The following is a 24,781-nucleotide window of genomic DNA, read 5'->3' as shown; positions in this document are numbered from 1 at the left end:
GCCACCGACCTTGAGTTCGCTGATCGGTGTGGTGCTGCCATCGGCCATGAGCACCCGGGTATCGCCGCTGAAGCTGCCACGGCCGCAGCGTCGCTGGACGTCGCGCACTCGCCGTCGCCAAACGATGGCCACGATCCCCGCCTACGCCATCCTAGGAGGCTGGTGTCCAGGGGTGCCCGGCAAATGGACGCGAACCGCCCTCGCGTTGCTCCGGACGCGACTACGGTCAGACCAGTGGTCGATGACCTCAGCGCGGTGGAGGCACTCAAGGCGGACCCGACCATGTCCGGGTTGCGCCGCTCACTGGAGGCGTACTACGGCGACCCGGCCCGCGAGGCGGCGATGGACGCGTTCTACGCGCCCCTGGTCCGCCCAGGGGACCTGGTCTTCGACGTCGGCGCGCACGTGGGCGACCGGCTCGGCAGCTTCCGGCGGCTGGGCGCCCGCGTGGTGGCCGTCGAGCCGCAACCGCTCTGCACCCGGGCGCTGCGCGCCCTCTACGCGGACGACGGCCGGGTGACCGTGGTGGAGGCGGCGTGCGGGGCGTGTACCGGGCCGGTGCGGCTGCACGTCAACTCGGCGAACCCGACGATCTCCACGGCGTCGGCGGGCTTCCTGCAGGCCGCCGGTGGGGCCGGCGGCTGGGAGGACGAGATCTGGGACGCCGAGATCGAGGTGGCCGGAACCACCCTCGACACCCTGGTCGCGGCGCACGGCGTGCCGGGCTTCGTAAAGATCGACGTGGAGGGGTTCGAGGACGCCGTGCTGGCCGGATTGAGCCGCCCCCTGCCGGCGCTGTCCTTCGAGTTCACCACCATCGAACGGGACCTGGCCGCGCACTGCCTGGACCGGCTCACCCGGCTGGGCTTCACCACGTTCACCGTGGCGCTCGGCGACGAGATGGCGTTCGCCCTTGATGGCTGGCGGCCGGCGGGCGAGGTGGCGGCGTACCTGCGGGCGCTGCCCCACGAGGCCAACTCGGGCGACGTCTACGCCCGCGCCCGGCCCGCCTGACCCTGCCCTTGCCGGAAACCTCGTCGGCCCAGGTCACGCGGCATGTTCGTACTCGTGAAGGATTTCGCGGTGGCGCTGGTTCCCTAATGGCACGGTAGGCATCGAAAAAAGCGGTGCTCAGAGTGGGCGCCTCACCGGGTGATCGGTTCGAGGCGTACCCGATCCGCAGATCGCCGTCGGCGGCGGAGTCCTCGTCGGGATGGTCCTTTCCGGCCGTTCGCCGGCACGGGCCGGGAGGGGGCGTCGTCGCCCCCTCCCGGGAAACCCGCGGTGCTACTTTCCGGACTCGTAGAGCGCCGTCACTTCGGCGGCGCTCAGCGCGCGGTCGTAGACGTGCACCTGGTCGATCGTGCCGTCGAAGTAGTCGACGGGGTTGCCGCCGAACTTGCCGCGGCCGATGACCAGGGGCCCGGTGGAACCGTCGCCGAGGCAGGCGCTCGCCTGCCCGGCGAGTTGCCCGTCGACGTAGAGGCGCAGCTGGCCCGTCGCCGCGTCCCGGACACCGACGAGGTGGTACCACTGCCCGGCGACCGGGGTGGTCGGCGCGAGGGCCCGCACCCCGGCGAAGCTCATCGCGAACCGTCGGTCAGCGCCCGAGTACTGCAGGAAGAAGGCGCTGTTCGAGGCGCCGTCCTGGCTCACCACCGTCTGGAAGGCGCCACCCGCGCTGTCGAGCCGCACCCACGCCGAGGCCGAGTAGCTGGCGGTGGTGTCGAGGATGGTCGTGCCGGTGTCGACGTACTGGTTGCTGCCGTTGAACAGCAGGCCCGAACCCGTCTTGCCGGCCGTCCAGGTGGGCCCGGCGACCAGCCGGCCGTCATTGTTGCCCGCCTCGTCGTTGGCCGTGTCGCCGGCGTTCTCGTCCAGCGGCCAGTAGCCGACTCCGGTGAGCCCGGGCGTGCCGGGCGGCGGCGGAGGAACGTTCGCGCCGGTACCGTCGGCCGAGCGGATGACCGCCTCGTTCACCGCGCGCACCTGGTCGAAGTCCATCTTCTCGACGCGGCGGTCGTAGGTGAAGAAGCCGTTGACCTCGTGCTCGACGTCGGTGATCTGGGTGTAGACGCCGGCCGAGACCCCGCAGGTGTTCGCTATGCGCAGCAGGTCGCGCTGGTTCTCCACGTACCGTCGGGTCAGCGTTTCGGAGTCCGGCGCCATCCAGTACGCGCCGCCCTCGCCGAACCACATGTGACCGTCGACCTCGAGGCCCATCCCCCCGTGCTCTCCGTCGACGGCCACCCGGCCTTCGGTGGGCAGTGGCGACGCCGGACCGAGGTACTGGTGGTGGTCGATGATGTCCCCGCGTCCGGAGTCACCGAGGGAGTCGCAGCAGTTCACGCCGCTGTGCGCGTTGACGAGCCGGGTCGGGTCCTGCTGCTTCACCGAGTCGGCGATGCGGCCGGTGGCGCCCCGGTCCCACTCACCCCAGCCCTCGTTGAACGGCACCCACACCACGATCGACGGATGCGCGGCGTGTTCCCGGATCATCTCGCCGAGCTCGGATTCCCACTGCCGCTGCCACTCGACCGTCGGGCGGCCGGGCTTCGTCGCGGGCATGTCCTGCCACACCATCAGCCCCAGCCGGTCCGCCCAGTAGTACCAGCGGCCGGGCTCGACCTTGATGTGCTTGCGGACGGTGTTGAAGCCGAGCACCTTGTGCTGCTCCAGGTCGAAGCGCAACGCGTCGTCCGTCGGTGCGGTGTTCAACCCGTCGGGCCAGAAGCCCTGGTCGAGGGTGGACATGTGGAACAGGATCTTGCCGTTCAACGTCATGCGAAGCTTGCCGTCGGCGCCCTTCGCCTTGCCGATCTCGCGCATCCCGAAGTAGGAGCCGACCTCGTCGACCCGCTTGCGGCCGTCGAACAGGCGTACCCGGAGGTCGTAGAGGAAAGGCGAGTCGGGTGACCACAGCTTGGGCTTGGCGATGGGTATCGTCAGGTCGGTCCCGGCCGGACCGGAGACGCGCGCGACGGCCTTGCGTCCGTCGTACGCCACGGCCTCGACGGTGAGGCCCTCGGCCCCGGATGTGGGGTTCGCGCGCAACCGCAGGGACTTGTCGCCCAGGTCGGGCGTCAGGTTCAGCGAGTCGATGGCACCCCTGGCCGAGACGGGCTCCATCCAGACCGTCTGCCAGATGCCGGAACTGCCCTGGTAGAAGATGCCCCGGTCGCCGACCCGGCGCTGTTTGCCGATCGGCTGGAACGTCGCGTCGGTCAGGTCCTCGGCCCAGACGATCAGCTCCTGCTGCCCGCCTGGCCGCAGTGCGTCGGTGACATCGGCGTCGAAGCCGTCGTAGCCGCCCCGGTGCGTCGCCACCTGGTGGCCGTTGACCCACACCTTCGAGTCGTAGTCGACCGCGCCGAAGTGCAGCACCAGGCGCTGGCCCCGGCCGACCTGCCACCGCTCGGGCACGGTGAAGGTTCGGCGGTACCACATCCGGTCCTCGTGCCGTTGGATGCCGGAGAGGGCCGACTCGATGGGGTAGGGCACCAACACCCGCTCGGCCAGCTGCTCGCCGACCGGCGGAGCCTCGCCGGCGGCCGCACCGGCGAACTCCCACACGCCGTTGAGGTTCTGCCAGCGGGACCGGGTCAGCTGCGGCCGCGGATATTCGGGCAGCGCGTTGGTGGGTGAGACGTCATCCGTCCATGGCGTGGAGAGCGGCGGTGTTCCCTTCGTCCAACCGGTGTCGGCGCCGGGTTGGGGCGCGGCGGTCGCGGCGGTCGGCGCTGTGGTCGCGACCAGGACGGCCGCGGTGGCGAAGGCGAGGAATGGCCAGCGTCGGCTGAAGGCGCGTCGGGTCATGCGGTCGGCCCTTCGGGAGTGCGGACGGGGGGCGGCGGCTGCCAGTGGTGCGCTCCGAGGGTGGGCGGTCGGGTCACTGGTCGATGTTCCCGGGGCGGGACGTGCCCGCTGCCAGGTCCCACCACGCGCAGGTCACGGCTGAACACATTCCAACGTTGCTCCGGCAGCGATGTCAATAGATATCGACAAGACTGAGCCGATTCGGCCACCACCGAACACGCTCGAACAGCGGGCATCCCTGGCGCTGACGGGCCGGGCGGAAACTCGGCCGCCGGGCTCATTGGAGGGTCCTATCGATAGTCGTCGAAAATTCGACGTTCCACGGCATCAACGGTGATGGCTCCGCCGTGGGGAAGGATCCATTGCGGTCGGGTGTGGCCGAAGGGGATGCCGACGCAGATGACTGCCCACCGTGGACGGGACAGCCGCCGTCACGCTGCTCCGATGCCGCCGGAGGTAAGGAGCCAACGGCATGCAGGCATTTACATCTATGTGCCGACCGATTACGGTGATCCCAACTCGAGTACCCAGTGGGTTGCAACCCTCACAGAACGTAGCTGCCCCTGCCTACGCGCGGGCACGCACCACGTGACACGGGAGATTGCCTTGGGTTCCGACGTTCGACAGCCCTCATCCGGTCAGTCGCCAGCCTCCTCTCACTCTGCCGCCGTCGAGCGGTCGCTGAGGAGCAAGTACCTCCGCCGACGCCCGCGCCCGCTCTTCATGGTGGCGGCCCTGGCAGCGGGGGCCCTCCTCCTCGGCGCCACGCCCCTCTGGGGGTCGGACCGCACGGACCTCCTCGACAGCGCGGCCCTCTCCTCGACCCCCACCTACACCGTCGGCCTGCAGCCGCCGCAGGATCCGGGGCCGTTCCCCGGCAGCGTGACCCCCACGTCCCCCACCATCACCATCGCCGGCCAACGAGACGGCGAAAGCACGTTCAAGGTCGTCAAGTACGACCAGGTGCAGCCGAAAAACCCCGGCCAGATGGACTTCGACCACTACCACACCGGCATCGAGATCCAATGGTGGCTGCGGAAGTGGGCACACGAACGTCCCGACATCGTCGACCTGCACATCGTCGGGGAGAGCTTCAGCGGCCAGCCGATCTACCAGGTGACCATCACGGACAAGTCCACCGGCGCGGACACCGACAAGCCGGCGGCCTACTTCGAGGGAAACCGGCACTCCGGCGAGGTCTCGTCGGCCGAGAGCTCGCTGTGGCTGGCGCACCACCTCATCACGCAGGCCGGCCGCGACCAGAAGGTCGACAAACTGCTCGACGAGAAGACCGTGTACATCCGTCCGGTCAACAACCCGGACGGGCACGACATGTACCTGTACACCGCCCAGACCAACCGGTCGACGGTGCGGCCGTACGACAACGACGGGGACGGCAAGCGCGACGAGGATCCGGGTGAGGACCTCAACGGTGACGGGTACCTGAGCCAGATGCGCCAGTACGTCGGCGCCGGCAAGGGGACGCACGTCGTCGACGAGCGGGACCCGGCCAGGAACGCCATGCTCAACGTCGGCGCGGGCAAGGGCGACTACCTGCTGTTCTCCGAGGGTACGGACAACGACGGCGACGGTCGCCACGACGAGGACGGTGTCGGCGGCCTGGACCTGCACCGCAACTACCCGTACAACTGGCACGTCATGCCGGAGGACGACGCCACCGACCGGAACCTGACCCAGGGCGGCGCCGGCGAGTACCCGTTGTCCGAGCCGGAGACCCGGCACGTCTACACCTGGCTGATGTCGCACACCAACATCGGCGCCGTCAACAGCATGGACACCCGGGTGCCCATGCATCTGCGGGGGCCCTCGACCTGCGATCCCGTCGAGTGCATGTACTCGACCGACCGCAAGCTCTACGAGCACTTCGACAAGGCGGGGGTCTCGTTCACCGGCTATCGGCATGCCGGGAGCGTCTACATCGACTACGCCACCCGCAACGGTGGCCAGCCGACGCCGCTGTTCGGGCACGGCCCCGACTTCGGTTACTTCCAGTACGGCGCCATCTGGTACGGCGACGAGATCTGGAACGGTGGTGACTTCACCGACTACGACAAGGACGGCAGGTACGCCGACTGGGAGCGGTCGCGGTGGTGCGCCGAGAACGGGCGGACGAACTGCTTCCTGCCGTGGACGAAGGTGGAGCACCCGAAGCTGGGGGCGGTCGAGATCGGCGGCATCAACCCGAAGTTCTGGTCGCAGAACCCTTCGGCCGATCTGATCGGCGGGTGGGCCACCAACCAGGCCCGGTTCAACCTGTATCTGACCGAGTCCCTGCCGCAGGTCGACCTCAGCGACGTGAAGGTCAAGAAGCTCAAGGGCGCTCAGGGTGACGGCGCGACGCACGAGATCACGGCATCGGTCCGGAACACCGGCCGCATCCCGACCGCTCTCGAGCAGGCGAAGGAAATCAAGATCGTCGCTCCGGACACCGTGAAGGTGGAGGGCGCCCGCGCCGTCGGAACCGCACCCCAGTTCTATCTGGACGGGGGTGACCGGCAGAAGGTCCGCCTGCGGGTCGTCAAGGCCGCCACCGACACCATCACGGTGAAGGCTGTCAGCGTCCGGGGAGGCCTGGACTCCGCGTCGGCGCGGCTGAACTGATCGCTCGAGAGGTCCCCGTCCCGCAGTGTGGGGCGGGGACCTCGCCATGTCGTCCCACACCGGCTGCCGGTGTCCGGCGAGGATCCGGTCGGCCTTCTGCGAGTCGACGAGGAGCGCAGCCGCGCGGTGGACGACTCCGGTGCACCGGGCTGCTCGGCGGGACTGATCGTGGACGCGGGACGATCGTCCTACGCGCGTGCGGTGGCCGAGCGCAGGAGCGCGCTCGGCCACCACGACCCACGTCAGGTCAGCGCTGACCCCCCACGTACATCGCGTTGAACAGCAGCCGGTAGGTGCCGTGCGACTGGGCCCGGTGCTGCGGCTTGAAGCCGATCATCACCACCTGGCCGTCGCCCACCTTCGCGGTCACCACGGCCGCCTTGCCGCCGATGACGTCCTCGCCGAGGAGGAAGCCGCTCTTCAAAAGCTTCGTCTTCGGCCAGGTGGCCGCCACCGTGACACCCTCGGCGCCCTCGTCGACCTCGAACGCCGGGCCGTTGGCGACGAACGCCGACGCGTTCGGGCCGAACCCGGCGGCGACCGGGTCACTGGCGTCGAGGTTGAGGTTCAGCACCGACCCCGGGATGTTGTAGGTGGTCTCCGGTACCCCTTCGGTGACGTCCTTGACCGGTACGCCGAACGCCTTGATCGGCAGTTGGGCGGCCTTGTTCAGGGTCACCACCGTGCCGCCCGCCTCGACGAACGCCTTCAGGTTGGCCACACCCGCATCGGTCATTCCGCCGGTGTACTCCGGTGGCAGCGAGCCGGCCGCCCGGCCGTTGCGCATCGAGTTGTAGGTGGCGTCGGGCAGCACGATCGTGTCGAACTTCGCCCGCAGGTCACCGGCCCGGACCGACGCGTTCGTCAGCTTCTCGTACTGGAAGCCGAACTGGTCCAGGATAAGCCGGGTCCAACCCTCGTCGTAGTTGTTGAAGCCGTCGTACAGTCCGATCCGAGGCGCGACGAGTTCGGTCACCTTCGCCGGTTTCGCGTCCACCGCGGCGATGCTGAGCCCGAACTGGGTGGCGAGCCGCGTCACCCGCGCGTCGGTGCCCGGACGCGGTGTGACCAGGAACGTGCCAGCCGGCAGCTTGCCAGTGCGGGTGGTCACCTCAGCGCTGCTGTGGAAGACCTTGTCCCCCGCCGCGAGCAGGGCGTTCACGGCGGCCGAGCTGTCGTTGACCCGGGGGTCGAGGGCGTACGCGTACTTCGGCGCACCGGCCACCGCGCCGGTCGGCGCCGTCGGCCAGTCGACCGCGACGGTCTCGGCCCGCACGGCCTGATCGAGCTTGTTGACGGTGACGCCCATCTGGAACGAGAGCGTGTATCCGGTGATGTCGTACGGCGGCTCGAGCGGGCCGCCGGGGTAGAGCCGGCGATCCGGGTAGACCTGCGGGTTGAGCAGGTCCAGCACCGCCGCCCGGTACGGCTGCGCCTCCCGGACGAGGTAGCTGCCGGCCGGGTACCTGCGGTCCCCCACCGTGAACGGCTTCACCGCGCGCTCGACCCGGATGTTGTTCCAGCGCAGCTTGTCCACCAGCTTCGTGGCGGTCGGGAAGTCCGCCTGATCCGCGGGGATCACGTAGGTGGTCGAGGCGCCGTTGCGCCCCCCGTCCCGGGCCATCTGCGCCGCGCCGTAGAGCAGGGCCTCGCGGTCGTCACTGGCCACGCGAAGCATCGCCCACGAGGCGGTCTTGATGTAGTCGCAGCTCTGCGACAGGTGCCACTCGCCGCCCTTCCAGGGGCTCGGGTAGAAGACCGAGGGCTCGCTGGTGGAGGTGCCGTCCGCGAAGGTCTTCGGGAAGGTCGCCGGGTCGTAGAACCGCGGCGTCGCGGAGGCGTGCGCGGTCTCGGTCAGGATGCCGATCTGGTTGTGGTAGTACGGCGCGGTCCGGGCGCCGCCGTTCCACCAGATGTCGTACGACTGGCGGGCCAGCGCGCCGCCCTTGCCCTCGCGTTCCAGCCGCTGGCCCATCGCGTCACCGACGATGTTGACGCCCCGGACCACCTGGGGGTGGATGTTCGGGTTCAGCGGGTCCTCGTACGGCGGGATGCTGATCCGGGCGGGGAAGACCGCGGTCTGGTGGACGTTGTGCATGACCTGCGGGATCCACTCGTGGAACAGTTGGCGCCCGACGTTCTGCGTCTCCTGCAGGTTGAACATGTACCAGTCACGGTTGTTGTCGTGTCCGGCGTACTTCTGGTACAGCTCGGGATAGCCGGCGTCCTGGTAGGGCCCGCCCAGGTTCTGCCGGTACCACTCGGCAACCTTCGTCCCGCCGTCCGGGTTCACGTTCGGCACCAGCAGGGTGATGAGGTTGTCCCGGATCTCTCGCGCCTCGGACGTCTCGCTGGTCACCAGGTCGTACGCGAACTGCGGGGCGGTCTGGTGCCCAGCCACCTCGGTGGAGTGGATGCCGAAGTCGACCCAGGCGATGGCCTTGCCGCCCTTCGCCAGCGCGCGCGCCTCCGACTCGGATAGCGAGTCGCCCTGCGAGAGGCGTACCGAGGTTTCCCGGTAGCGCTTGAGGTTGGCGTCCTTGAGGTTCTTCTCCGACGAGACGATGGCCATCAGCTGCGGCCGTCCCTCGCTGGTCTTGCCGATCTCCACCAGCTTCATCCGGTCGCTGGCCTTGTCGAGCTTGCGGTAGTAGTCGGCGATCTGCTCGTAGGTGGCCAGCTTGTAGTCGGCACACGGCGTCCAGCCGATCACCGACTCCGGCTTCGGTACCCGGTTCGAGGCGGTAGCGGTGTTCGCCGATGTCAACACCGGCGTACCGATCAGAGCCAGCGCGCATACGACCGGCAGCGCCGTCCGAGACAATCTTTGTTTCACCTGACACCCCTTCGCAGTACAGGACGGAAAAGGGTCCGGCAGGGGCGGCCGCGCCAACTCGGATGACTTGATTCAACAGGCTTCGATCGATGTCTGGAGCGCTCAGGGTGGCAATTGAGGAAATCTTGAGCCTCGCCACCGGCAATGAGGAAAAACGAACGGCGGGCATCGACTGCCCGCCGTTCGCACGTTACTGGCTGAGCTCGGCGACCTCCTCAGCCGTCAGGCGGAGCTCTTGGGCCGGAGCCGCACCACGCGCGCCGGCGTCGGTCGGCGGGTCGGCCGGCCGCCGCAGATGCCAGTCCGTCGCCGCCTGGTAGGCGGCCACCACCGACAACAGCCGGTCCTCGGCGTACGGGAGGCCGCCCAGGATGGTGCCGATCGGCAGCCCGGCGGCGGTGGCTCCGATCGGGAAGGCGATCTCGGGCAGGCCCAGGATGTCAAAGGGCACCGGGTCGGTCTGCACCACCACGTCGCAGCCGTCGAAGAGCTCGTTGAGCACCCGGTCCATCAGCAGCAGCTTGGCCCGCTGAGTGGTGATGAACTCGTTGCCACCCAGCAGCGCTCCCTGCAGCCAGCTGGTCACCGACACCCCGAAGCCGCGCAGGTCGGTGCGCAGGTAGGGCATGAACGGCTCGGTGCGCTCGGGCAGCCGGGCGTTGTTGAAGGTGCTGCCGGTCAACAGGCTCCACTCGTCCGGCAGCGGCACGTCCACCAGGGTGGCGCCAGGGATCGCGGCGAGCTGCGCCAGGTACGCCGCACGGGCCAGTGCGGTGGGCGAGGTGCCGTCGGCGAAGCCCGGCAGCACCCCGATCCGGGTGTTCCAGCGCAGCTTGACGCGGCGGCGGTGATAGACCGGGCTGGCCGCGTCGATCAGGTCGGGCACCTGGGGCAGGCCCTGGCTGCGCGGGTCCATGGAGTCCTCGCCGGCCATCGCGGTCAGCATGATCGCGGCGTCCTTGGCGTCCCGAGCCAGCGGTCCCGGATGGTCGCGGGTGTAGGTGAGCGGGATGATGCCGGCCGCCGAGACCCGACCCATAGTCGGCTTGAGGCCGGTCAGGTTCTGCGCGTTGGACGGGGCGGTGATCGAGCCGCCGGTCTGCGTGCCGATGCCGGAGGTGGCCATCCGGCCGGCGACCGCGGTGGCGGTGCCGGTGGACGACCCACCCGGGTCGATGCCACGGTTGGTCGGCGCCCAGGCGTTCACCGTGGTGACCACACCGGCCGGCGTGGTGGCGCGGGTGGTCGCCAGCGGGCCCATCTGGGTCTTGCCGAGCACGATCGCACCGCTTGCCTTCAGCCGGGCCACCGCGGTCGCGTCGTACGGCGGCACGAAGTCCTGGAACAGGAAGGAGTTGGCGGTGGTGGGGACTCCTTCGGTGTAGTAGTTGTCCTTGATGGCCAACGGGATGCCGTGCAGCACGCCGTCTCGGGGCCGGCGTGCGGCAGCTCTCGCCGCCGCGATGGCGGCGTCGGCGAGCACCAGGTTGAACGCCTGGTAGCTGCCGTCGTACCGGGAGATGCGGGCCAGGTACGCCTCGACCAACTGCTCCGGGGTCAGTCTGCCGGCGCGGATGAGCCAGCCTGCCTCGGCGATGGTCAGCTCGGTCGGCTCGGCCAGCGCCGCCGGCCGGGGCTCGGTGTAGGCGTTGGGCTGGTCCAGCGGCCGTCTCCTCGTTCCCGGCCCGGTGTTGGTGGACAGGCTGCTGCTCGCCAGCGCCACCGAGGGCAGTCCGACGGTGGCGCCCACGGCTGAGGCGGTGGCCAGCGCGGCAGCGCGGGCCAGAAATGCCCGGCGGTCGACCGTGCGATCGAACGGTTCGGACGTCATGCCTTCCGCCATTCCGTGCTGTTGGAGGGGTACAGGACCGGCACGTGCTGCTGCGACAGCGCGTTTGCGACCTCGGGATCGGTGCCAACGGGTGCGGGTAGCTGGTATGCGGCGAGCGTCGCCACGGTCCCCCGCACGAAGGAGCGCAGGGAGGCGAGCACGGAGTCCCGGCCGGGCGAGCCGGTTTCGGGGTCGGGGGTGGTCCCGGGCGGAAGTTGGTCGAGGTCGATGCCGAGCGCGGCGAGCCGGGCGCGGATCAGAACGTTCAGCTCAGCATCCGTCGGCGGAGTAGGTGCCATGACACTCCCAGGGGCGTTGCGTGATCCGGTAGAGGTGAGCTGACCGTAGGCCGGGCGCCATTCGCGACAGCCCGCTGCGGGCACAAGTTGAGCAACATTTGAGTTTGCCGATCACCAGGGGATGAGGCTGGCTGGCTGAAGGAGGGAGTCAAGTCGGCGGGAGTGCAGCGTCAATACTCGGGCACGGCTGGACTGTCGGAGAGATACCAGCTCGGAGGGTTCCGGGAGCCCCACGACGAGCCGACGGCGATCACCGCCGGACTTGTCGCCGACCAGGCCGTAGTAGGGCGTGACCAGGCTGTTGATCGCGTTCGGCATGATCGCTCTTCGATCGCCAGTCGTCCATATGGTGTGTATGCTTGCTGACCGAGACCTGCCCGTTCAACTCATGCCATCCACCCATTCGCCGGGTGAGGCTGGCCAGATCGGAGTGACATGGGCTGCTCACACGCTCAGGACTGCCCCCTCTTCCCCCTGCTCAACGCAAGCTTGCGCGACTGGCGTAACCACTACTGCGACAGCGAGCAGGGCTGGCTGACATGTGCTCGGTACCAGCTGTACAGGACAGGCCAGCTCGTGCCAATCACGCTCCTGCCGAATGGAGTCGACGCGTTCAGGCCCGTACCTGCGGCAGTACCCAGGTCCAATCAACCGGTGAACGCACGCCGCCCGTGGACGTCAGCAACATCGCGAGAGGAATCGGATAGATTACCGGCTGCGGAAAGCGGAGGTGCTGCGGAGCTGACTCCACCGGTAAACCACCCGGATCGCTCAGGCGTGCGAGACAAGGTCAGCGATGCATGGGTGCTTGCCGTCGCCGATGATGCGAAATCCCGCGGCGGTGAACGGCTGCACGTGTGGGTGACGAGCCAGGAGAAGCCGTGGGCTGCTCCTTTTCCCATCCGGCAGCCAGGGGAGCCTTCGCACGCCGACGGACCGGCGGTGGTCGCCGTCGCCTGGTTCGAGCCAGCCAGCGCCGCGTGGACGGAAACCCTCACTGGCTTGCGGTGCGAGGCGCAGGTGGAGGCGGCGATCTTGTTGGGCCTGCCGCGCTGGCCATCGGCGACACCTCCGGCGAGGGTGACCACCTGGGGTGTGGGCCTGGGCGCTACAGGTCTCGCGTTGCATGACCCGACCGGTCATGTTTTCGCCTACGGCGTCGCCGGGATACCGTCCACTTGGACGACCGCCGCAAGGGCGCTGGGCGCCGTCGCCGTCGTCTACGGAGTTGGTCCCCTGCAGCAGGCAGTGCACCCCGAGCCGCCTCCCGCTCAACGGCTCACCGAGGCGCGACGCGACGGAACCATTGCCGCCGCATGGGTACCACTGCTCGAGTGACAGACCGATGCCGCCCCCTTACCCGGCGTTGATGACGCCGCTGAAGACCCGGAGGCGTCGTATCGGCGCGTTGATCTGAAGGACGACGGCCGGGTCGTGGGTTCGGTGAGTGCTGGGCGAGGCTCTGGTGTGGACGATGCCCGCTTAAGCGGGCGGCGTATCCGTCGAGCACGGCGCGGGAGTGACGTTCGTTGTACATCAGGAGTCTGTCGGTGAACCCGTTCGGGACGCTGCGGATGAACCGTTCTGCGTAGCAGTTCGCCCGGGGGGCTCGGGGAGGGATCCTCGCCAGTCAACGCCGTCGGCGGCGAACGCCTCATCGAAGCAAGGCGGGAACTTCGCGTCCACATCGCCGGTCAGCGTGAATTCGCCGGCCGCGCAGCGCGACGGCTCGGCGCGGCGCCGACCGGGGCGCGGGGCTGGCCCCGCTCTAGTCGGACGAACCAGACGGCCGACGTGGACGCGTCATCGGCCACGGGCAACGGCCGTACGACCGCGACCAGGCCGTCGTAGGCGTGACCGGGCCGTCGATCAAAGCGGCGGCCGACATGATCGCTGCTCGATCGCCAGCCGTCCATATGGTATGTATGCTTGCTGACCGAGACCTGCCCCTCCAACTCATGCCATCCACCCATTCGCCGGGTGACGCTGGCCAGATCGGAGTGACATGGGCTGCTCACACGCTCAGGACTGCCCCCTCTTCCCCCTGCTCAACGCAAGTTTGCGCGACTGGCGTAACCACTACGGAGCCAACGCGCTATATCTGGGGCGCCTACCCGCCGGTGTGGGGTCAGACACCGCACGCCAGACACCCCCGTCACGGCTCGCTCGGGGTCGTCGCAGCGGTTCGAGCCGGTGCCGGCCCGGGAGCTCAACCCGGTACCGGCACCCGCCCAAGGCTTCAACACCCGGCCACCCGCACAGGGTCCGCCTCCCTCCAGAACCCCATCGAGCCCAGCAGGGGCCCGGTGGTGGACCCGACTCGCAGAGTGGATTGCAGGTCCCCCATGACTGAATACTGGCCCTGGTGGGCGGGGGCTGCCGGGCTCGCCCTCACCACCATCAACTACGCCGTCACGACCGATCGATCCTTCGGCGTGTCCGGTGCGTGGGACCGCGTGCTGCACTGGCGCGCCGAACGCCGTGTCGAACGCCTGAACGCCCGGTTCGCTGACGAACGTGTCCTCACCGCGGCTATCGCCGCAGCTACTGCCGACCAGTTCGGAGCCGGTTCGGCTGCGCCTGCTGCGCATCCCACCCCGCACGGCGACGCGCGGGCACCGCGACAGGACGGGCCACCACCTGCCGCGCCGAGCTTGTCACTGGCGAGCCTGCTCCCGGCGCCCTTGATCAGCCAGGTCGCCCTGCTCCTGTCGATTTTCGTCGGCGGGTGGGTCGCGGCGGTTACCGCCGGCCGATTCCAGCTCCGCCTCGACATGGGCGACGCCTTCGGCCAGATCGTGACCGACAAACCGATCGCAATGATCGGCGCGCTCTTCATCGGCGGTGTACTCGTCGGCTTCGGCACCCGTCTCGCCGGAGGGTGCAGCAGCGGTCACGGACTCAATGGCTGTGGGCGGCTACAGCCGGTCAGCATCGTCGCGACTGCCATCTTCTTCGGCACCGGCGTCCTCGTGTCGTTCCTGCTGTGGAAGGTGATCTGATGCGTACCCGGGGCGGGATACTCGTCGCTAACGTCATCGCTGGGCTGGCTCTCGGCTACAGCGTCGCCAACATCGGATTCGGTGACTACGCCGAACTGAACCGTATGTTCACCTTCCAGGACCTTCGCATGCTCCTGGCCTTCGCCGGCGCCGTAGCGATCATCGTCGTGGTATTCGCCGTATTGCGCGTCCGCCGCACCCCAGGTCGCATCCACGCCGGCGTAATCCCCGGCGCAATCTTGTTTGGCTCGGGCTGGGCGATCTCGGGTGGCTGCCCGGCGATCCCCATCGTGCAGGTCGCCAGCGGGTACCTCCCCGCCTTGGTCACGATCGCCGGCATAGTCGTCGGCATCCGGCTCTGCCGCTGGGCCAACACGAGGTACTTCCACCTCGACAGCGGATCCTGCCAGCGGTAGCCGAACGCGAGCGACTCGGACGACACGTCTCCGCGATGGCGAACTCCGATGGTGCCCGGTTGGCGGTGCGGTCAGCGTCGTGTTGTCGTGATGCCCCGGTACGGCGGCCGGCTCGACCTTGGTGACCGCACGCATTGGTCGGCCGTAGCGTTCGGCATCAATACGCACGTCCGTCGTCATCGCGGCGGAGTCTGGCACGCCGCGCGGTCCGGGTGCCCCGGTTTAACCGGGTCGTGGATCTCCATACCGGCTGTTAGCGTCGCGGCATGTTCGCCACCGACCGGGTCCGACTACGCCCGCCCACGCCCGACGACGCGCCGAACATGTTCCGCCTGTACGGCGATCCTGAGTTGCACCTGATCACAGATGGCGAGCCGTTCCTGCCGCGCCACGTCGGCCAAGTCCGGGCCCGGCTAGAGAAACAGGTCACCGAGCCGCCCGACGGCCAGACCACGGTGTCGCTGCTGGCCGAAACCGTGGCCGACGGCTCTTTCCTCGGTGGCGGCGTGCTGTGGGGGATCAACGCGTTCAATCAGTACGCCCACCTCGGCATCTCACTGCTACCGGAGGCGCGTGGCCACGGGTACGGGACAGAAGTGATCCGGCTGCTCTGCCGGTACGGCTTCCGCAACCGCAACCTACGCCGCCTGGAATTGGAGACGCTGGCCAGCAACACGGCCATGCGGCGGACCGCGGAGACATGCGGCTTCACGCACGAAGGAACGCAGCGGGAGCGCGAGTACGACGGCGACGGCTTCGTAGACATGGTGATCTACGGTCTGCTCCGACGCGACTGGACGCCGTAGCGATCGGACTGAAAACACCGCTGGTTGACCTGGCGAGTTGCGTGCGCTTCGCTATGAATCGATCATTGCCCGGATCTCAGCCCGGATGACGTCATCAGGCCTCCTGTCCTGCCTGCAGCGCTCACGGCCGCCTTGGTCTCGGGCCCAAATGTGTTGTCCGGCCTTCTTGTATCGCACTCGCCAGTTCTTCCCGGCCTCTCAGCCGCCCCTCGCAGGTGGTCAACGTCGGCGCGCGATGACCAGCCAGGCGCGGGAGTCGAACCATAGGCCGTCGCCCGTGTCGTACTCGTCGAGCGCCGCCCGAAGCCGGTCGAGTGCGCGCTCGGTGGACGCGGCATCCGGATCGGTGACCAACTCCTTCGCCATCCACAGTTGGAGTACGGCAGCACACGCGCGGTCGGCGTCCGGGCCGTAGTAGACGGGCTCGCGTACGTCCACGACGTCCACTGCGGTGAAGCCAGCTGCGGTCAAGGCGCTGACCACGACCTCCGGATCGGCCAACGTGAAGGCGGCGTCGGCCGCTCCAGGCGATGTCGATGACGCGTGCCCGCCGGAGAGCGCCGCCCGGATGGTGGCACGCCACTCTTGATGTTCGCCGGGCTGCCAGACCAGCTGCACGAAGCGCGCACCCGGACGCAGGGCTCGCCCGATGTTGGCGAACGCGGCGACCGGGTCCGCGAAGAACATTGTGCCGAACCGGCTGATGCCCAGACTGAAATGCTCCGACGGGAAAGCATGGGTCTGGGCATCGGCCTGCACGAAGCTGACATTGCGGAGCCCTTCTGTCTCGGCCTGTCGGCGGGCCCGCGCCAGCATCGGGCCCGAGACGTCGATGCCGAGCGCGGTACCCGGCGACGCGGCTCGGGCCGCGTCGCGGGTGGTCTGGCCGGTGCCGCAGCCGATGTCGAGGACACGATCGCCGGGGCGGATGTCGAGGGTCTCCCACAGCCGCTCGTGATAGCGGACGAGCTCCGCGTCGTAGTCGAACAATGCGATCGCCTCCTTATGCCGCTGGGCCGTCGCGGAGTACGCCGCGCACGGTGTCGAGCCGTACACCCGGTTCGAACTCCGGCAGCCACCATGTCGCGCCGGCCCGCGCGTACGGCTCGGGGTCGACACCGAGCGGCAGACCGACGGCGATGTCGTAGGAGGCCATGTCTCCATGGCGCAGTTCGGTGAGGGTGCCGACGACCTCGGCGAGCTGGTCCGGGTGCTCCAGGTTGGCCGGGAAGAAGCCATCGAGTCGGGCGGCCCGGCGGACCGGCTTGACGTTGCCCGGGAATCCGGCTGCCCACACCGGCACGCCGGGCCGCTGAACCGGCCGCGGTAGGAACGCGATGTCGTCGACGGTGTAGTGCTCGCCGCGATGGTGCACCGGTTCACCGGACCAGGCGGCGGCCAGGATCGCCAAGGACTCGTCGAGCATCCGCCCGCGCCGCCGGTCGTCGAGTTGCTCGCCGGTCTTGGACAGCTCGCCGGCGAACCGGTCGCTGCCGAGGCCGACGCCGAGAGTGAGGCGGCCGTCGCTGAGCCGATCCAGCGTCGCAGTCTCCCGCGCCATCTTGGCCGGCCGTCGGCGGGGAAGCACCGACACCATCGGGCCGAGCCGCAGCCGCTCGGTCGCGGTCGCGATCGCCGCCAGCGCGATCCACGGGTCGGCGACCTGCCGGATCGGCGCCCGCCAGCACAGTTGATCCCACAGGAAGAAGCCATCCCATCCGGCTTCCTCCGCGTCCGCGGCGACGCGCGCGACCACCCGCGGGTCGGCGAGGTCGTCGAAGAGCGGGAGCCAGGGTGCGGACCGTAGCCGGTTCATGGGCGGTCTCCTTCCGTGTGCCGTACCAGGGTCGATACGCAGTCCTCCGACACTGGCTCGGGCGGGCCGTGTCCGGTTCCCTCCAGGACCAGCAGCCGCGCACGCGGGATCGCGTCGTGCAGCGCCTTGCCGTGCGGCAGCGGCAGGACTGGGTCGTGGTCGCCGTGGACCACGAGCGTTAGGAGCTGTTCGCCGTGAGTGAGCGTCCCGGCCATGTCGGTCCTCCTTCGTGTCGTCCGCCAAACGCCACCACCACCCGCTGGCCCGTACGTCATGGCGACCTGCCCGGCGTTGGTTCTGTCACGCTAAGCTTCGCGACTCAATCGCAAAAGCGATGATTTACGATTGATTCGATCGCTTATACCAATGCATGCTGGAACCCATGACCGACGTCGAGCTTCGCCACCTGGCGGCGATGGCCGCCATCGCCGAGGAGGGCTCGTTCGGTCGGGCGGCCGCCCGTCTCGGTTACACCCAGTCGACGGTGAGCCAACAGATCGCGGCGTTGGAGAGGGCCGTCGGCGGTCTGGTGTTCGACCGGCCCGGCGGCCCCAAGCCGGTACGGCTCACCCCACTCGGCACCGTGGTCCTCAACCACGGTCGCGAGCTGCTGGCGAAGGTGGAGGCGATGGCCGACGCCGTGGACCGGTTCAAGGCGGGAGAGGGCCGGATCGACATCGGCACGCTCCAGAGCGTGTCCAACGTGATCCTGCCGTCGGTTGTACGGCGGCTGCGCGACGAGCACCCCGGCTGCGACATCAGGTTGTCCGAGGAGGAACCCGACCAGCCGCAAATCGGTGACCTTGACCTGTTGTTCTACGACGGCCGCATCGCCGGCGACGTCGAGCACCTCAAGCTGCTCGACGATCCGTACCTGCTGGTGGCCAACGTCGACACCTTCCCCGACGGTCCGGTCCCGCTGGACCTGCTCGACGGCGCACCCATGGTGGCCTGGCCGCTGACCTGCGACCAGCCCGCGATGGAGCAGGAACTCGCCCGCAGCGGCGCCCGGCCGCAGATCGTGTTCCGCACCGCGGTCAACGACACCCTGTCGTCGATGGTGCGAGCCGGCCTGGGATCGGCGGTGCTGCCCTGGCTCGCCATCCGCGGCGCCGGCATCTCGTCCGACGACAGGCTCCGCGTCCACGAGCTACGGCCATCCCCGCCACCGCGGGAGATCTACCTGCACTGGCAGGCCGGACGTACGCACTCACCACTTGTCAGCCGAGCCATCGAGATCGCCGCCGAGGTCGCGGCAGAACTCTCGCCGCCGCCAGCCGGTGCTTGACGCGTGGCGGCACCTCCCGGCTTGAAGAGAAGATTTGCCGTCCAACCTACGAGGTACCGCCGCACCGACCAGTTGTGCGCCTTCGCCGAGCAGCACAACCCAACGAGTTCCCCCTGAACCCACGGGCCTCCCGAGGCGCCGGTAAGAAACGCCAGCCCGGCCGCCGTCGTCCTCGATTGCTGCGACCCCGTGGGAGTGGTCAATTCGTCGGATGGGGGCCCTCGGTGAACGCGGTGGCGTGGTCGGCGGCCCACTGGCGGAACGTTCGCGGTGGCGTTCCGAGGATGTCGGACACCGTGGAGGTGACGTATGCCGGCTGTCCCATCGTGGCGTTCCATGCGGCCAGGAGCATGTCCACTGCCGGCCGCGAGGCTTCCGGGGTCTCGCGCCGGAACTCGTCGGGCGGCAGGTCCTCGAACGTGATCGAGCGGCCCACGGCGTCACCGATGATGCTTACCTGTTCGGCCTGACTGAGTGACTCAGGGCCGGTCAGGACGTAGTCGCCGCCGGCGTGCCCGTCCTCGTACAGGGTCCGCGCGACGACCGCGGCCAAGTCTCGATCGTCGACGGGGGCCGTCTCGGCCGCGCCGTACGGCCACCGGACCACGCCTTCGCCACGGATCGCGGCGGCCCACCAGAGCAGGGCGTTCGACGCGAACATCCCCGGCCGGATGATCGTCGAGTCGAGTCCGGTGGTCGCGATGAGCCGCTCAATCTCGGCGTGCAGCGCCGCCATCGGGTTCGGCTGCTGGAAGAACGGGTGCGGGGTCCGATGTGGTGCGGACAGGTAGACGACCCGCCGTGTGTGGGCGGCCAACCGGTCGACGACGGCCGCCGCGGTCTGCGGCGGGGCGGTCCAGACCAGGAAGACCGTGCTGATGGCGTGCAGCGCGGCGTCGAGCGATTCGGGCACGGTGAGATCGCCGGTGACGATCTCGACGTGGGTGGGCAGTGTTGCCCCCGAGTCGGAGCGGCGCACGAGGGCGCGGACCGGCACGCCCGCGTCGGTCAGCAGGTCGATCACGGCGCGTCCGATCCGGCCGGTCGCCCCGGTGACGAGCACCGGAGATCCTCCTCTGGGCGTACCTGGCAGCCTCGCCGTCGTCGACGGAGTGCGGCGCGTGTTTGTCTGTTCCATGGTTCCCATGAAAACGTTACTTGGTTAAAAAGGCAACCTCGTAACGAATGTTACCCTGAGAGGGTGACCGAGCCGGTCGGGCTGCGGGCCCGCAAGAAGGTACGAACCCGGGACGTGATCGCTGATGCGGCGATCTCGCTGTTCCTGGCGCGCGGGTTTGACCAGGTGTCGGTGTCCGACATCGCCGCGACGGCCGAGGTGTCGAAACCGACACTGTTCCGCTACTTCGCGACAAAGGAAGACCTGGTCCTGCACCGGTTCGCGGACCACCACGGTGAGGCCGCACGTGTGGTACGCGACCGTCGGTCCGACATCGCGCCGATCACGGCGCTGCACCGGCATTTCCGGGCCGGTCTCGATCGCTTCGAGCCGGTCACCGGCCTCAACGATCATCCCGAGGTGGTGGAATTTCATCGGCTGGTGTTCACCACACCCAGCCTGGCGGGACGGCTCACGCAGTACATGCTCGACGATGAGGACGCGCTAGCCGCCGTCCTCGGCCCGGGCATCGGGGCCCGGCTGCAAGCCGCCCAGGTGATCGCGGTTCAACGCGTACTGGCCCGGGCCAACTGGCAGAAGATCGCCAACGGGCGGACCGCCCGCGATGTCCAACCCGAGGCGGTCGACGACGCAGACCAGGCCTTCGCCCAACTGCGCCTTGGAACGGGCAGCTCCTAGCCCGGCTGACCGGAGGCGACATCGCCACCGTGCTACGCGACGCCGACCCCGACGACAAAGCCGAGGTCTACCGGCAGCTGGGGCTCCGGCTGACCTACCAGACAGAAACGCAAACGGTGCGCGCCGCAGTGGATCTCAGCGCGCACCGTGGGGTTTTGGTTTGTGTCCGAGAGGCGACACGACCCATTGCCCCACCGCCGATGACGCTCAGCGCGACTCTGAGGCTTGCACGAAACTAGGCGGGTCGACTGCTGGGCGGGCGGCGGTGGCGAGTTGATGGCGTTCTACGAGCGCCACGGGTTCACTTCCACCGAAACCTTCCTAGCTGGAGTGTGGCCGGGGCAGGTACTGGCTCAGCGGGTCGATTGACCGCACTTCGCTGGGTCCCGACGCCCTCTCTGTACCGCCTTACGGGGACAGCGCGGCGCTCGGCAATCTTGGTCAGTTGTATCGCCATGAACTTCGGAGGCCCACGGTCATCTCCCGAACGACGACGGCACGTTCAACAACCGGCCGCTCGACCGGTTTCTCGCCGGTGTCGACCCGCAGCGCCACACCTGGCTGATCACCGCGGCCGGCCGGACAGCGGGCCTTGTGATGACGACACCGGCCGAGGGGCGGCGGTATGTCCATCGTTACGTCGCACCGGCGTCGGTCGCGCCGCTGCCATCCAGGGTCAGCGAGCAGGAGTCGGGAGCCAGGACGTTGCCAGTCGCGCGAGTTTGGTTGGGTTGAGGATGATCAGGACGCGCTCGATCCCGGTGGCCGACGCGTCGATCGTGCACAGGGCGACCCCCGAGCCCGCCCGGGATGCGAGGACGGCTTCCTCGCCGTTCGACTCGACGAAGCCCAGCGACACGTCCCTACCGAATTTCGTCACCACACCCGCGATGTAGCGGGCAACGCTGGTCCTGCCGATGATTGGCGCTCGGGCCGCCCTGATGATTCCGCCACCGTCGGCGTAGGAGACGACATCTTCGGCGAGGAGCTTCTCCAACTGGGCGAGGTTACCGGAGCGTGCCGCGGCGAGGAAGGTGTGGAGGAGTCGGCTGTGGTCGGCGGGAGCGACGGGCTCGTGCCGTTCCTCAATCAGGTGCATACGTGCCCGCCGGCCGAGTTGCCGGGCGTTCGCCTCGGTGAGGCCGAGAACCTCGGCGATCTGGCGGAAGGGGTAATCGAACGCCTCACGCAGAACGTATACGGCACGCTCGGTCGGGGTCAGCCGTTGTAGGAGGAGGACCAGCGCGAGCCCTAGTTCTTCGCCTTGCACGGCTCGTGCCGCCGGATCGGCCGAGATGTGTACGGGTTCGGGCAGCCACGGGCCGACGTAGGACTCATGCCGGGCGCGGGCCGACGTCGCGGCGGTAACGGCGAGCCGCGTCGTCGTGGTCGCGAGGAACGCGGTCGGATCCCGTACAACATTCCGGTCCGTCTGCTGCCAGCGCAACCACGCATCCTGGACGATGTCCTCGGCGTCACCGACACTACCGAGCATTCGATAGGCGATGCCGAACAGCCGTGGCCGGGCCGCGTCGAAAGCCCGTACGGCGTCATCGACCGATATGTCATCGCCCATAGGCAAAGTCCCTTCTCCTCCTTGTGGTTGTTGGCGTCTCCTTTGCCCGGATCCTTGCCGGGAGTCCGGGCGCCAGCACGCCCGGACCTCCTTCGGGCACCGCAGTTGCATACCCTCTCCGCGCGTTCGAAGACGACCCGGATCCGCGCCAGGGGATGGTGGTGGCGGCGGATCGTGATCAACCATCAATTCCGACCGGCCGTCGACGGAACCGGGACGGCTTCGCCCAGTGGTAGGTGCCTGCTCGCATCCGTTCCCAACCGAGGATGAGGCGTGCGTAGCGGTTGTTGAGCTCGTTGAACCAGGCACCTGCCCGCCCCCGCAGGATCGTGTCGCGGGGCGTGTCGTCGGGCCGGTGCGCTGGACAAGCCCATCCCCCGGGCCGAGGCTCAGGGCAAGGACCAGATACGCCAGCGCGAACGGCTCCGGCGTACGTCCCTTCAGCGCTGCGGTGACGACGGCGGCCGCGTGGGCTCCCTGTGGTGCGGCGGTAGCGCAGGCCATGCGAAGGTTGGCGCCATTGGTGTCGGTGATGACGCAGGCGTCACCCGCGCCGACGATGTCCCAATGGGCGGGGCTGCGTAGCATTGCATTCACCGTGAGCCGGCCGGCGACGTCGACGTCGAGGCCGCTGTGCCGTGCCAGGCTGGGGACGCCGAACGAGGCTGCCCAGACCACACAGTCAGCGGCCATTTCTTCTCCGGCGCGGGTAGTGACGCCGGTGGCGGTCACTTCGGCGACCGGGGTGTTTTCGACGATCTCGACGGTGCGCATGGCCCGCGCCCGTCGCAGGTACGCGCGGGCCATCGGCGACAGGGTCGGGCCGATCACGGAGGACGTGACGATCGCCAGCCGCAGTGACGGCCGGGCGACGGCGATCTCCGTGACGAGTTCGATCGCGGTGGCTCCGCCGCCGACGACCAGGACCGAAGCACCGGCTGAAAGCGCGTCGAGGCGGTACCGGAGCGCGTGCGCGCGCTCGATGCTGGAGATCGTGTAGGCGTGTTCGCTCACACCCGGCAGGTTGTCGGAGGTCTCCCCGCTGCCGACCGCGTAAATGAGCTTGTCGTACGCCTCGACCCAGGAGGTGCCGGATGTCGTGTCGAGGATGTCGACCTGATGCTGCGCCGGGTGGATCCGGGTGGCGGTGCCGAGGCGCAGCCGGACCGAGGGGTGCAGGAGAGATCGGACGCTGAATCGGGTCGCTGACTCGGAGCCGGGTCGGGCGGCGACCTCATGCAGCCGGATGCGTTCGACGAAGTGCGGCAGGGGGGTCACCAGTGTGATCTCGGCCTTGGCGCCGCGGCTGCCGGCCAGCCGGTTGGCGCTCATGATGCCGGCGTATCCGCCGCCGAGCACCAGGACCTTCGAGGGTCGCGTGCTGGTCATGGCTTCCTGCCTCCGGCTGTGATGAGGGATGGCCGGAGGCCGCCGTGGTGTGCTCGGCGGTCGCGCAGCACGATGAGCAGAACGATGACGAGCCCGAGCAGCGCCACGGCGGCGTTGCCCGTGGTGAGGAGGATGGCTTCGCCGAGGGTGGCGTTCTCCAGGTTCGCGAGGTGGTAGAAGAAGTGCGGCACGGAGAAGGTCGAGTAGGCCAGTGCCGCCGGAATGACGAAATGCGCCCTGGGCATCGCCACGCCGATGCCCAGCAAGAGTGCGATGGCGAGCGTGGCGCCCCCGAAGTCCCGCGCGTAGTGCTTACTGAACGGCGGGGTGAGATCCACCGTTGGGAAGTATTGGTAGAAGCTCGCCGGCGAGATCGCATTCCAGGCCCCCACAACCAGGGAGTCCAGGAAGAGGATCGCCAGGAAGATTCGGACGGTGAGGGTCACAGCACTCTCCTTTGCTCCGGTCGTCGCCCAGCCGCAGCTAGGACCGAGCAGCCACGCCGTTCGTGACACGACCTGAGCCCGCCTGAGCTGTCACGAATTCGCGAGTCACCTGGTCCTCGTTGGTGGGCCGGCGAGCGAGCTGGCCGATGAACCCGGAAGGCGTACGGATGAACAGCAGAGCCCGAGCCTGGTCAGCGGGCTGGACGTTCGGACTGGCCCTTTTGTTCCTGTTCGTCGCCGGATCGCTGTTTGCGGCGCCCGCGCCCGCATCGGCGCACGGCGGAACGGGGAGCGCGGCCACGCCGCGGGACGGAGCGATGCTCGACACCTCACCGGAGCATGTTCAGGTGGTACTTCCGGCCGACATCACCACGGTCGGCGAGATGGTGATTGTCGATCGTTCGGGGCGGGACTGGGGGCAGGTCCCGGCCCGGATCGAGGGCCGGACGCTGAGCCGGCGGCTACAGCCGGGCATGCCGCAGGGCACGTATGTGATGCGTTGGCGGGTGACCTTCACGGACGGGCATCCGGCCACCGGTTCAGCGGAGTTCTCCGTGGGAGCGACCGCCACGGGTGCCCGGAACCCGTTCGCGCTACGTGTCACACCCGCTGGAGTGGCCGTCTTCTACGCCACTTCCGCCGCCGTTGTGATCGGCCTTCTTCTCGCGATTGTCGTGCAGGCGCGGGGTCTGTACGGGCGCGCCGACAACCACCGCGAAGGTTCAGCACATTGAACCCCAATAATGTCTCAGTTGCCCGGGTTTGAGCCGAAATACGATGGTTCTGGCGTCGCCGCAGTGATACCGACGATCGCCCCTCAGA

General features: G+C 68.7%; 20 protein-coding genes and 1 pseudogene. 9 read left to right on the top strand and 12 right to left on the bottom strand.

Translation table 11 applies throughout. The annotated features are described in order from the left end of the window. The first annotated feature begins 282 nt into the window (after nucleotides 1-282). The gene (locus DKT68_RS19645; protein WP_109818924.1) at nucleotides 283-1,014 is read left to right on the top strand and encodes an FkbM family methyltransferase; all 732 of its coding nucleotides are present in this window, start codon (nucleotides 283-285) and stop codon (nucleotides 1,012-1,014) included. A gap of 273 nt (nucleotides 1,015-1,287) precedes the next feature. On the opposite strand, the gene DKT68_RS19640 is transcribed toward DKT68_RS19645, so the two are convergent. Together DKT68_RS19640 and DKT68_RS32075 are read right to left on the bottom strand one after the other, a co-directional pair. Further along, nucleotides 1,288-3,816, bottom strand: coding sequence for a LamG-like jellyroll fold domain-containing protein (locus DKT68_RS19640; RefSeq protein ID WP_109818864.1), 2,529 nt, complete (start codon nucleotides 3,814-3,816; stop codon nucleotides 1,288-1,290). Between the two features lie 290 nt (nucleotides 3,817-4,106). Beyond that, a pseudogene (locus DKT68_RS32075) lies at nucleotides 4,107-4,223 on the bottom strand (LD-carboxypeptidase); the annotation flags it as partial. A gap of 319 nt (nucleotides 4,224-4,542) precedes the next feature. Between DKT68_RS32075 and DKT68_RS19630 the strand changes: the two are divergent. Beyond that, nucleotides 4,543-6,438 carry a M14 family metallopeptidase gene (locus DKT68_RS19630; RefSeq protein WP_201749110.1) on the top strand — a complete coding sequence of 632 codons (1,896 nt, stop codon included), beginning with the start codon at nucleotides 4,543-4,545 and terminating at the stop codon, nucleotides 6,436-6,438. Between the two features lie 247 nt (nucleotides 6,439-6,685). On the opposite strand, the gene DKT68_RS19625 is transcribed toward DKT68_RS19630, so the two are convergent. The 3 genes from DKT68_RS19625 to DKT68_RS19615 all read right to left on the bottom strand — a co-directional run bounded on the left by DKT68_RS19625 (nucleotide 6,686) and on the right by DKT68_RS19615 (nucleotide 11,404). Next, complete coding sequence (locus tag DKT68_RS19625; protein WP_109818863.1) at nucleotides 6,686-9,208, bottom strand: M14 family metallopeptidase; 2,523 nt, start codon at nucleotides 9,206-9,208, stop codon at nucleotides 6,686-6,688. 256 nt (nucleotides 9,209-9,464) lie between these two features. Then, nucleotides 9,465-11,105, bottom strand: coding sequence for an amidase (locus DKT68_RS19620; protein ID WP_201749109.1), 1,641 nt, complete (start codon nucleotides 11,103-11,105; stop codon nucleotides 9,465-9,467). Then, entirely contained in the window at nucleotides 11,102-11,404 is a 303-nt protein-coding gene (locus DKT68_RS19615; protein WP_109818861.1) for a hypothetical protein, read from the bottom strand. Before DKT68_RS19615 ends, DKT68_RS19620 begins: the two co-directional genes overlap by 4 nt. 777 nt (nucleotides 11,405-12,181) lie before the next feature. Here DKT68_RS19615 and DKT68_RS31190 point away from each other — a divergent pair. After that, nucleotides 12,182-12,742, top strand: a complete 561-nt coding sequence (locus DKT68_RS31190; protein WP_161556681.1) for a hypothetical protein — start codon at nucleotides 12,182-12,184, stop codon at nucleotides 12,740-12,742. On the opposite strand, the gene DKT68_RS32715 is transcribed toward DKT68_RS31190, so the two are convergent. Further along, entirely contained in the window at nucleotides 12,684-13,025 is a 342-nt protein-coding gene (locus tag DKT68_RS32715; RefSeq protein ID WP_407940768.1) for an integrase core domain-containing protein, read from the bottom strand. The two genes, DKT68_RS31190 and DKT68_RS32715, sit on opposite strands and share 59 nt — an antisense overlap. A gap of 724 nt (nucleotides 13,026-13,749) precedes the next feature. Between DKT68_RS32715 and DKT68_RS19590 the strand changes: the two genes are divergently transcribed. The 3 genes from DKT68_RS19590 to DKT68_RS19580 all read left to right on the top strand — a co-directional run bounded on the left by DKT68_RS19590 (nucleotide 13,750) and on the right by DKT68_RS19580 (nucleotide 15,628). Next, nucleotides 13,750-14,406, top strand: a complete 657-nt coding sequence (locus tag DKT68_RS19590; RefSeq protein ID WP_109818856.1) for a YeeE/YedE family protein — start codon at nucleotides 13,750-13,752, stop codon at nucleotides 14,404-14,406. Further along, nucleotides 14,406-14,822, top strand: coding sequence for a YeeE/YedE thiosulfate transporter family protein (locus DKT68_RS19585; protein WP_109818855.1), 417 nt, complete (start codon nucleotides 14,406-14,408; stop codon nucleotides 14,820-14,822). The genes DKT68_RS19590 and DKT68_RS19585 overlap by 1 nt, the downstream gene beginning before the upstream one ends. Nucleotides 14,823-15,088: 266 nt before the next feature. Next, the gene (locus DKT68_RS19580; RefSeq protein ID WP_109818854.1) at nucleotides 15,089-15,628 is read left to right on the top strand and encodes a GNAT family N-acetyltransferase; all 540 of its coding nucleotides are present in this window, start codon (nucleotides 15,089-15,091) and stop codon (nucleotides 15,626-15,628) included. A 219-nt stretch (nucleotides 15,629-15,847) separates the two neighbouring features. Here the strand turns inward: DKT68_RS19580 and DKT68_RS19575 are convergent, their stop codons facing one another. Genes DKT68_RS19575 through DKT68_RS19565 form a run of 3 tightly spaced genes read right to left on the bottom strand, consistent with a single transcriptional unit; the run spans nucleotide 15,848 to nucleotide 17,659 of the window. Continuing rightward, nucleotides 15,848-16,618 (bottom strand): class I SAM-dependent methyltransferase, encoded by a 771-nt coding sequence (locus DKT68_RS19575; protein WP_109818922.1) that lies wholly within the window; start codon nucleotides 16,616-16,618, stop codon nucleotides 15,848-15,850. 13 nt (nucleotides 16,619-16,631) lie between these two features. Further along, on the bottom strand, nucleotides 16,632-17,444 hold the full coding sequence (locus tag DKT68_RS32070) for an LLM class flavin-dependent oxidoreductase (protein ID WP_109818853.1): 813 nt from the start codon (nucleotides 17,442-17,444) through the stop codon (nucleotides 16,632-16,634). Then, the gene (locus tag DKT68_RS19565; protein ID WP_236646974.1) at nucleotides 17,441-17,659 is read right to left on the bottom strand and encodes an alpha/beta fold hydrolase; all 219 of its coding nucleotides are present in this window, start codon (nucleotides 17,657-17,659) and stop codon (nucleotides 17,441-17,443) included. The genes DKT68_RS32070 and DKT68_RS19565 overlap by 4 nt, the downstream gene beginning before the upstream one ends. A 167-nt stretch (nucleotides 17,660-17,826) precedes the next feature. On the opposite strand from DKT68_RS19565, the gene DKT68_RS19560 reads away from it, so the two are divergent. Further along, nucleotides 17,827-18,732 carry a LysR family transcriptional regulator gene (locus DKT68_RS19560; protein WP_109818921.1) on the top strand — a complete coding sequence of 302 codons (906 nt, stop codon included), beginning with the start codon at nucleotides 17,827-17,829 and terminating at the stop codon, nucleotides 18,730-18,732. Nucleotides 18,733-18,931: 199 nt separating this feature from the next. Here the strand turns inward: DKT68_RS19560 and DKT68_RS19555 are convergent, their stop codons facing one another. Then, nucleotides 18,932-19,795 carry an NAD(P)H-binding protein gene (locus tag DKT68_RS19555; RefSeq protein ID WP_109818851.1) on the bottom strand — a complete coding sequence of 288 codons (864 nt, stop codon included), beginning with the start codon at nucleotides 19,793-19,795 and terminating at the stop codon, nucleotides 18,932-18,934. A gap of 138 nt (nucleotides 19,796-19,933) precedes the next feature. On the opposite strand from DKT68_RS19555, the gene DKT68_RS19550 reads away from it, so the two are divergent. Then, on the top strand, nucleotides 19,934-20,548 hold the full coding sequence (locus DKT68_RS19550) for a TetR/AcrR family transcriptional regulator (protein ID WP_109818850.1): 615 nt from the start codon (nucleotides 19,934-19,936) through the stop codon (nucleotides 20,546-20,548). Between the two features lie 676 nt (nucleotides 20,549-21,224). Here the strand turns inward: DKT68_RS19550 and sigJ are convergent. Together sigJ and DKT68_RS19530 are read right to left on the bottom strand one after the other, a co-directional pair. Continuing rightward, complete coding sequence (gene sigJ, locus DKT68_RS19535) at nucleotides 21,225-23,513, bottom strand: RNA polymerase sigma factor SigJ (RefSeq protein WP_109818848.1); 2,289 nt, start codon at nucleotides 23,511-23,513, stop codon at nucleotides 21,225-21,227. After that, entirely contained in the window at nucleotides 23,510-23,959 is a 450-nt protein-coding gene (locus tag DKT68_RS19530) for a hypothetical protein (RefSeq protein ID WP_109818847.1), read from the bottom strand. Before DKT68_RS19530 ends, sigJ begins: the two co-directional genes overlap by 4 nt. Nucleotides 23,960-24,126: 167 nt before the next feature. Here DKT68_RS19530 and DKT68_RS19525 point away from each other — a divergent pair, with 167 nt between their 5' ends. Continuing rightward, entirely contained in the window at nucleotides 24,127-24,693 is a 567-nt protein-coding gene (locus DKT68_RS19525) for a copper resistance CopC family protein (RefSeq protein WP_161556680.1), read from the top strand. Nucleotides 24,694-24,781 lie beyond the last annotated feature (88 nt).

Origin of the sequence: Micromonospora acroterricola (genome assembly GCF_003172955.1) — a bacterium.
Lineage (GTDB): Bacteria > Actinomycetota > Actinomycetes > Mycobacteriales > Micromonosporaceae > Micromonospora > Micromonospora acroterricola.
Note: the sequence above shows the minus strand (reverse complement) of the source record. Positions and strands in the feature narration are given on the sequence as shown.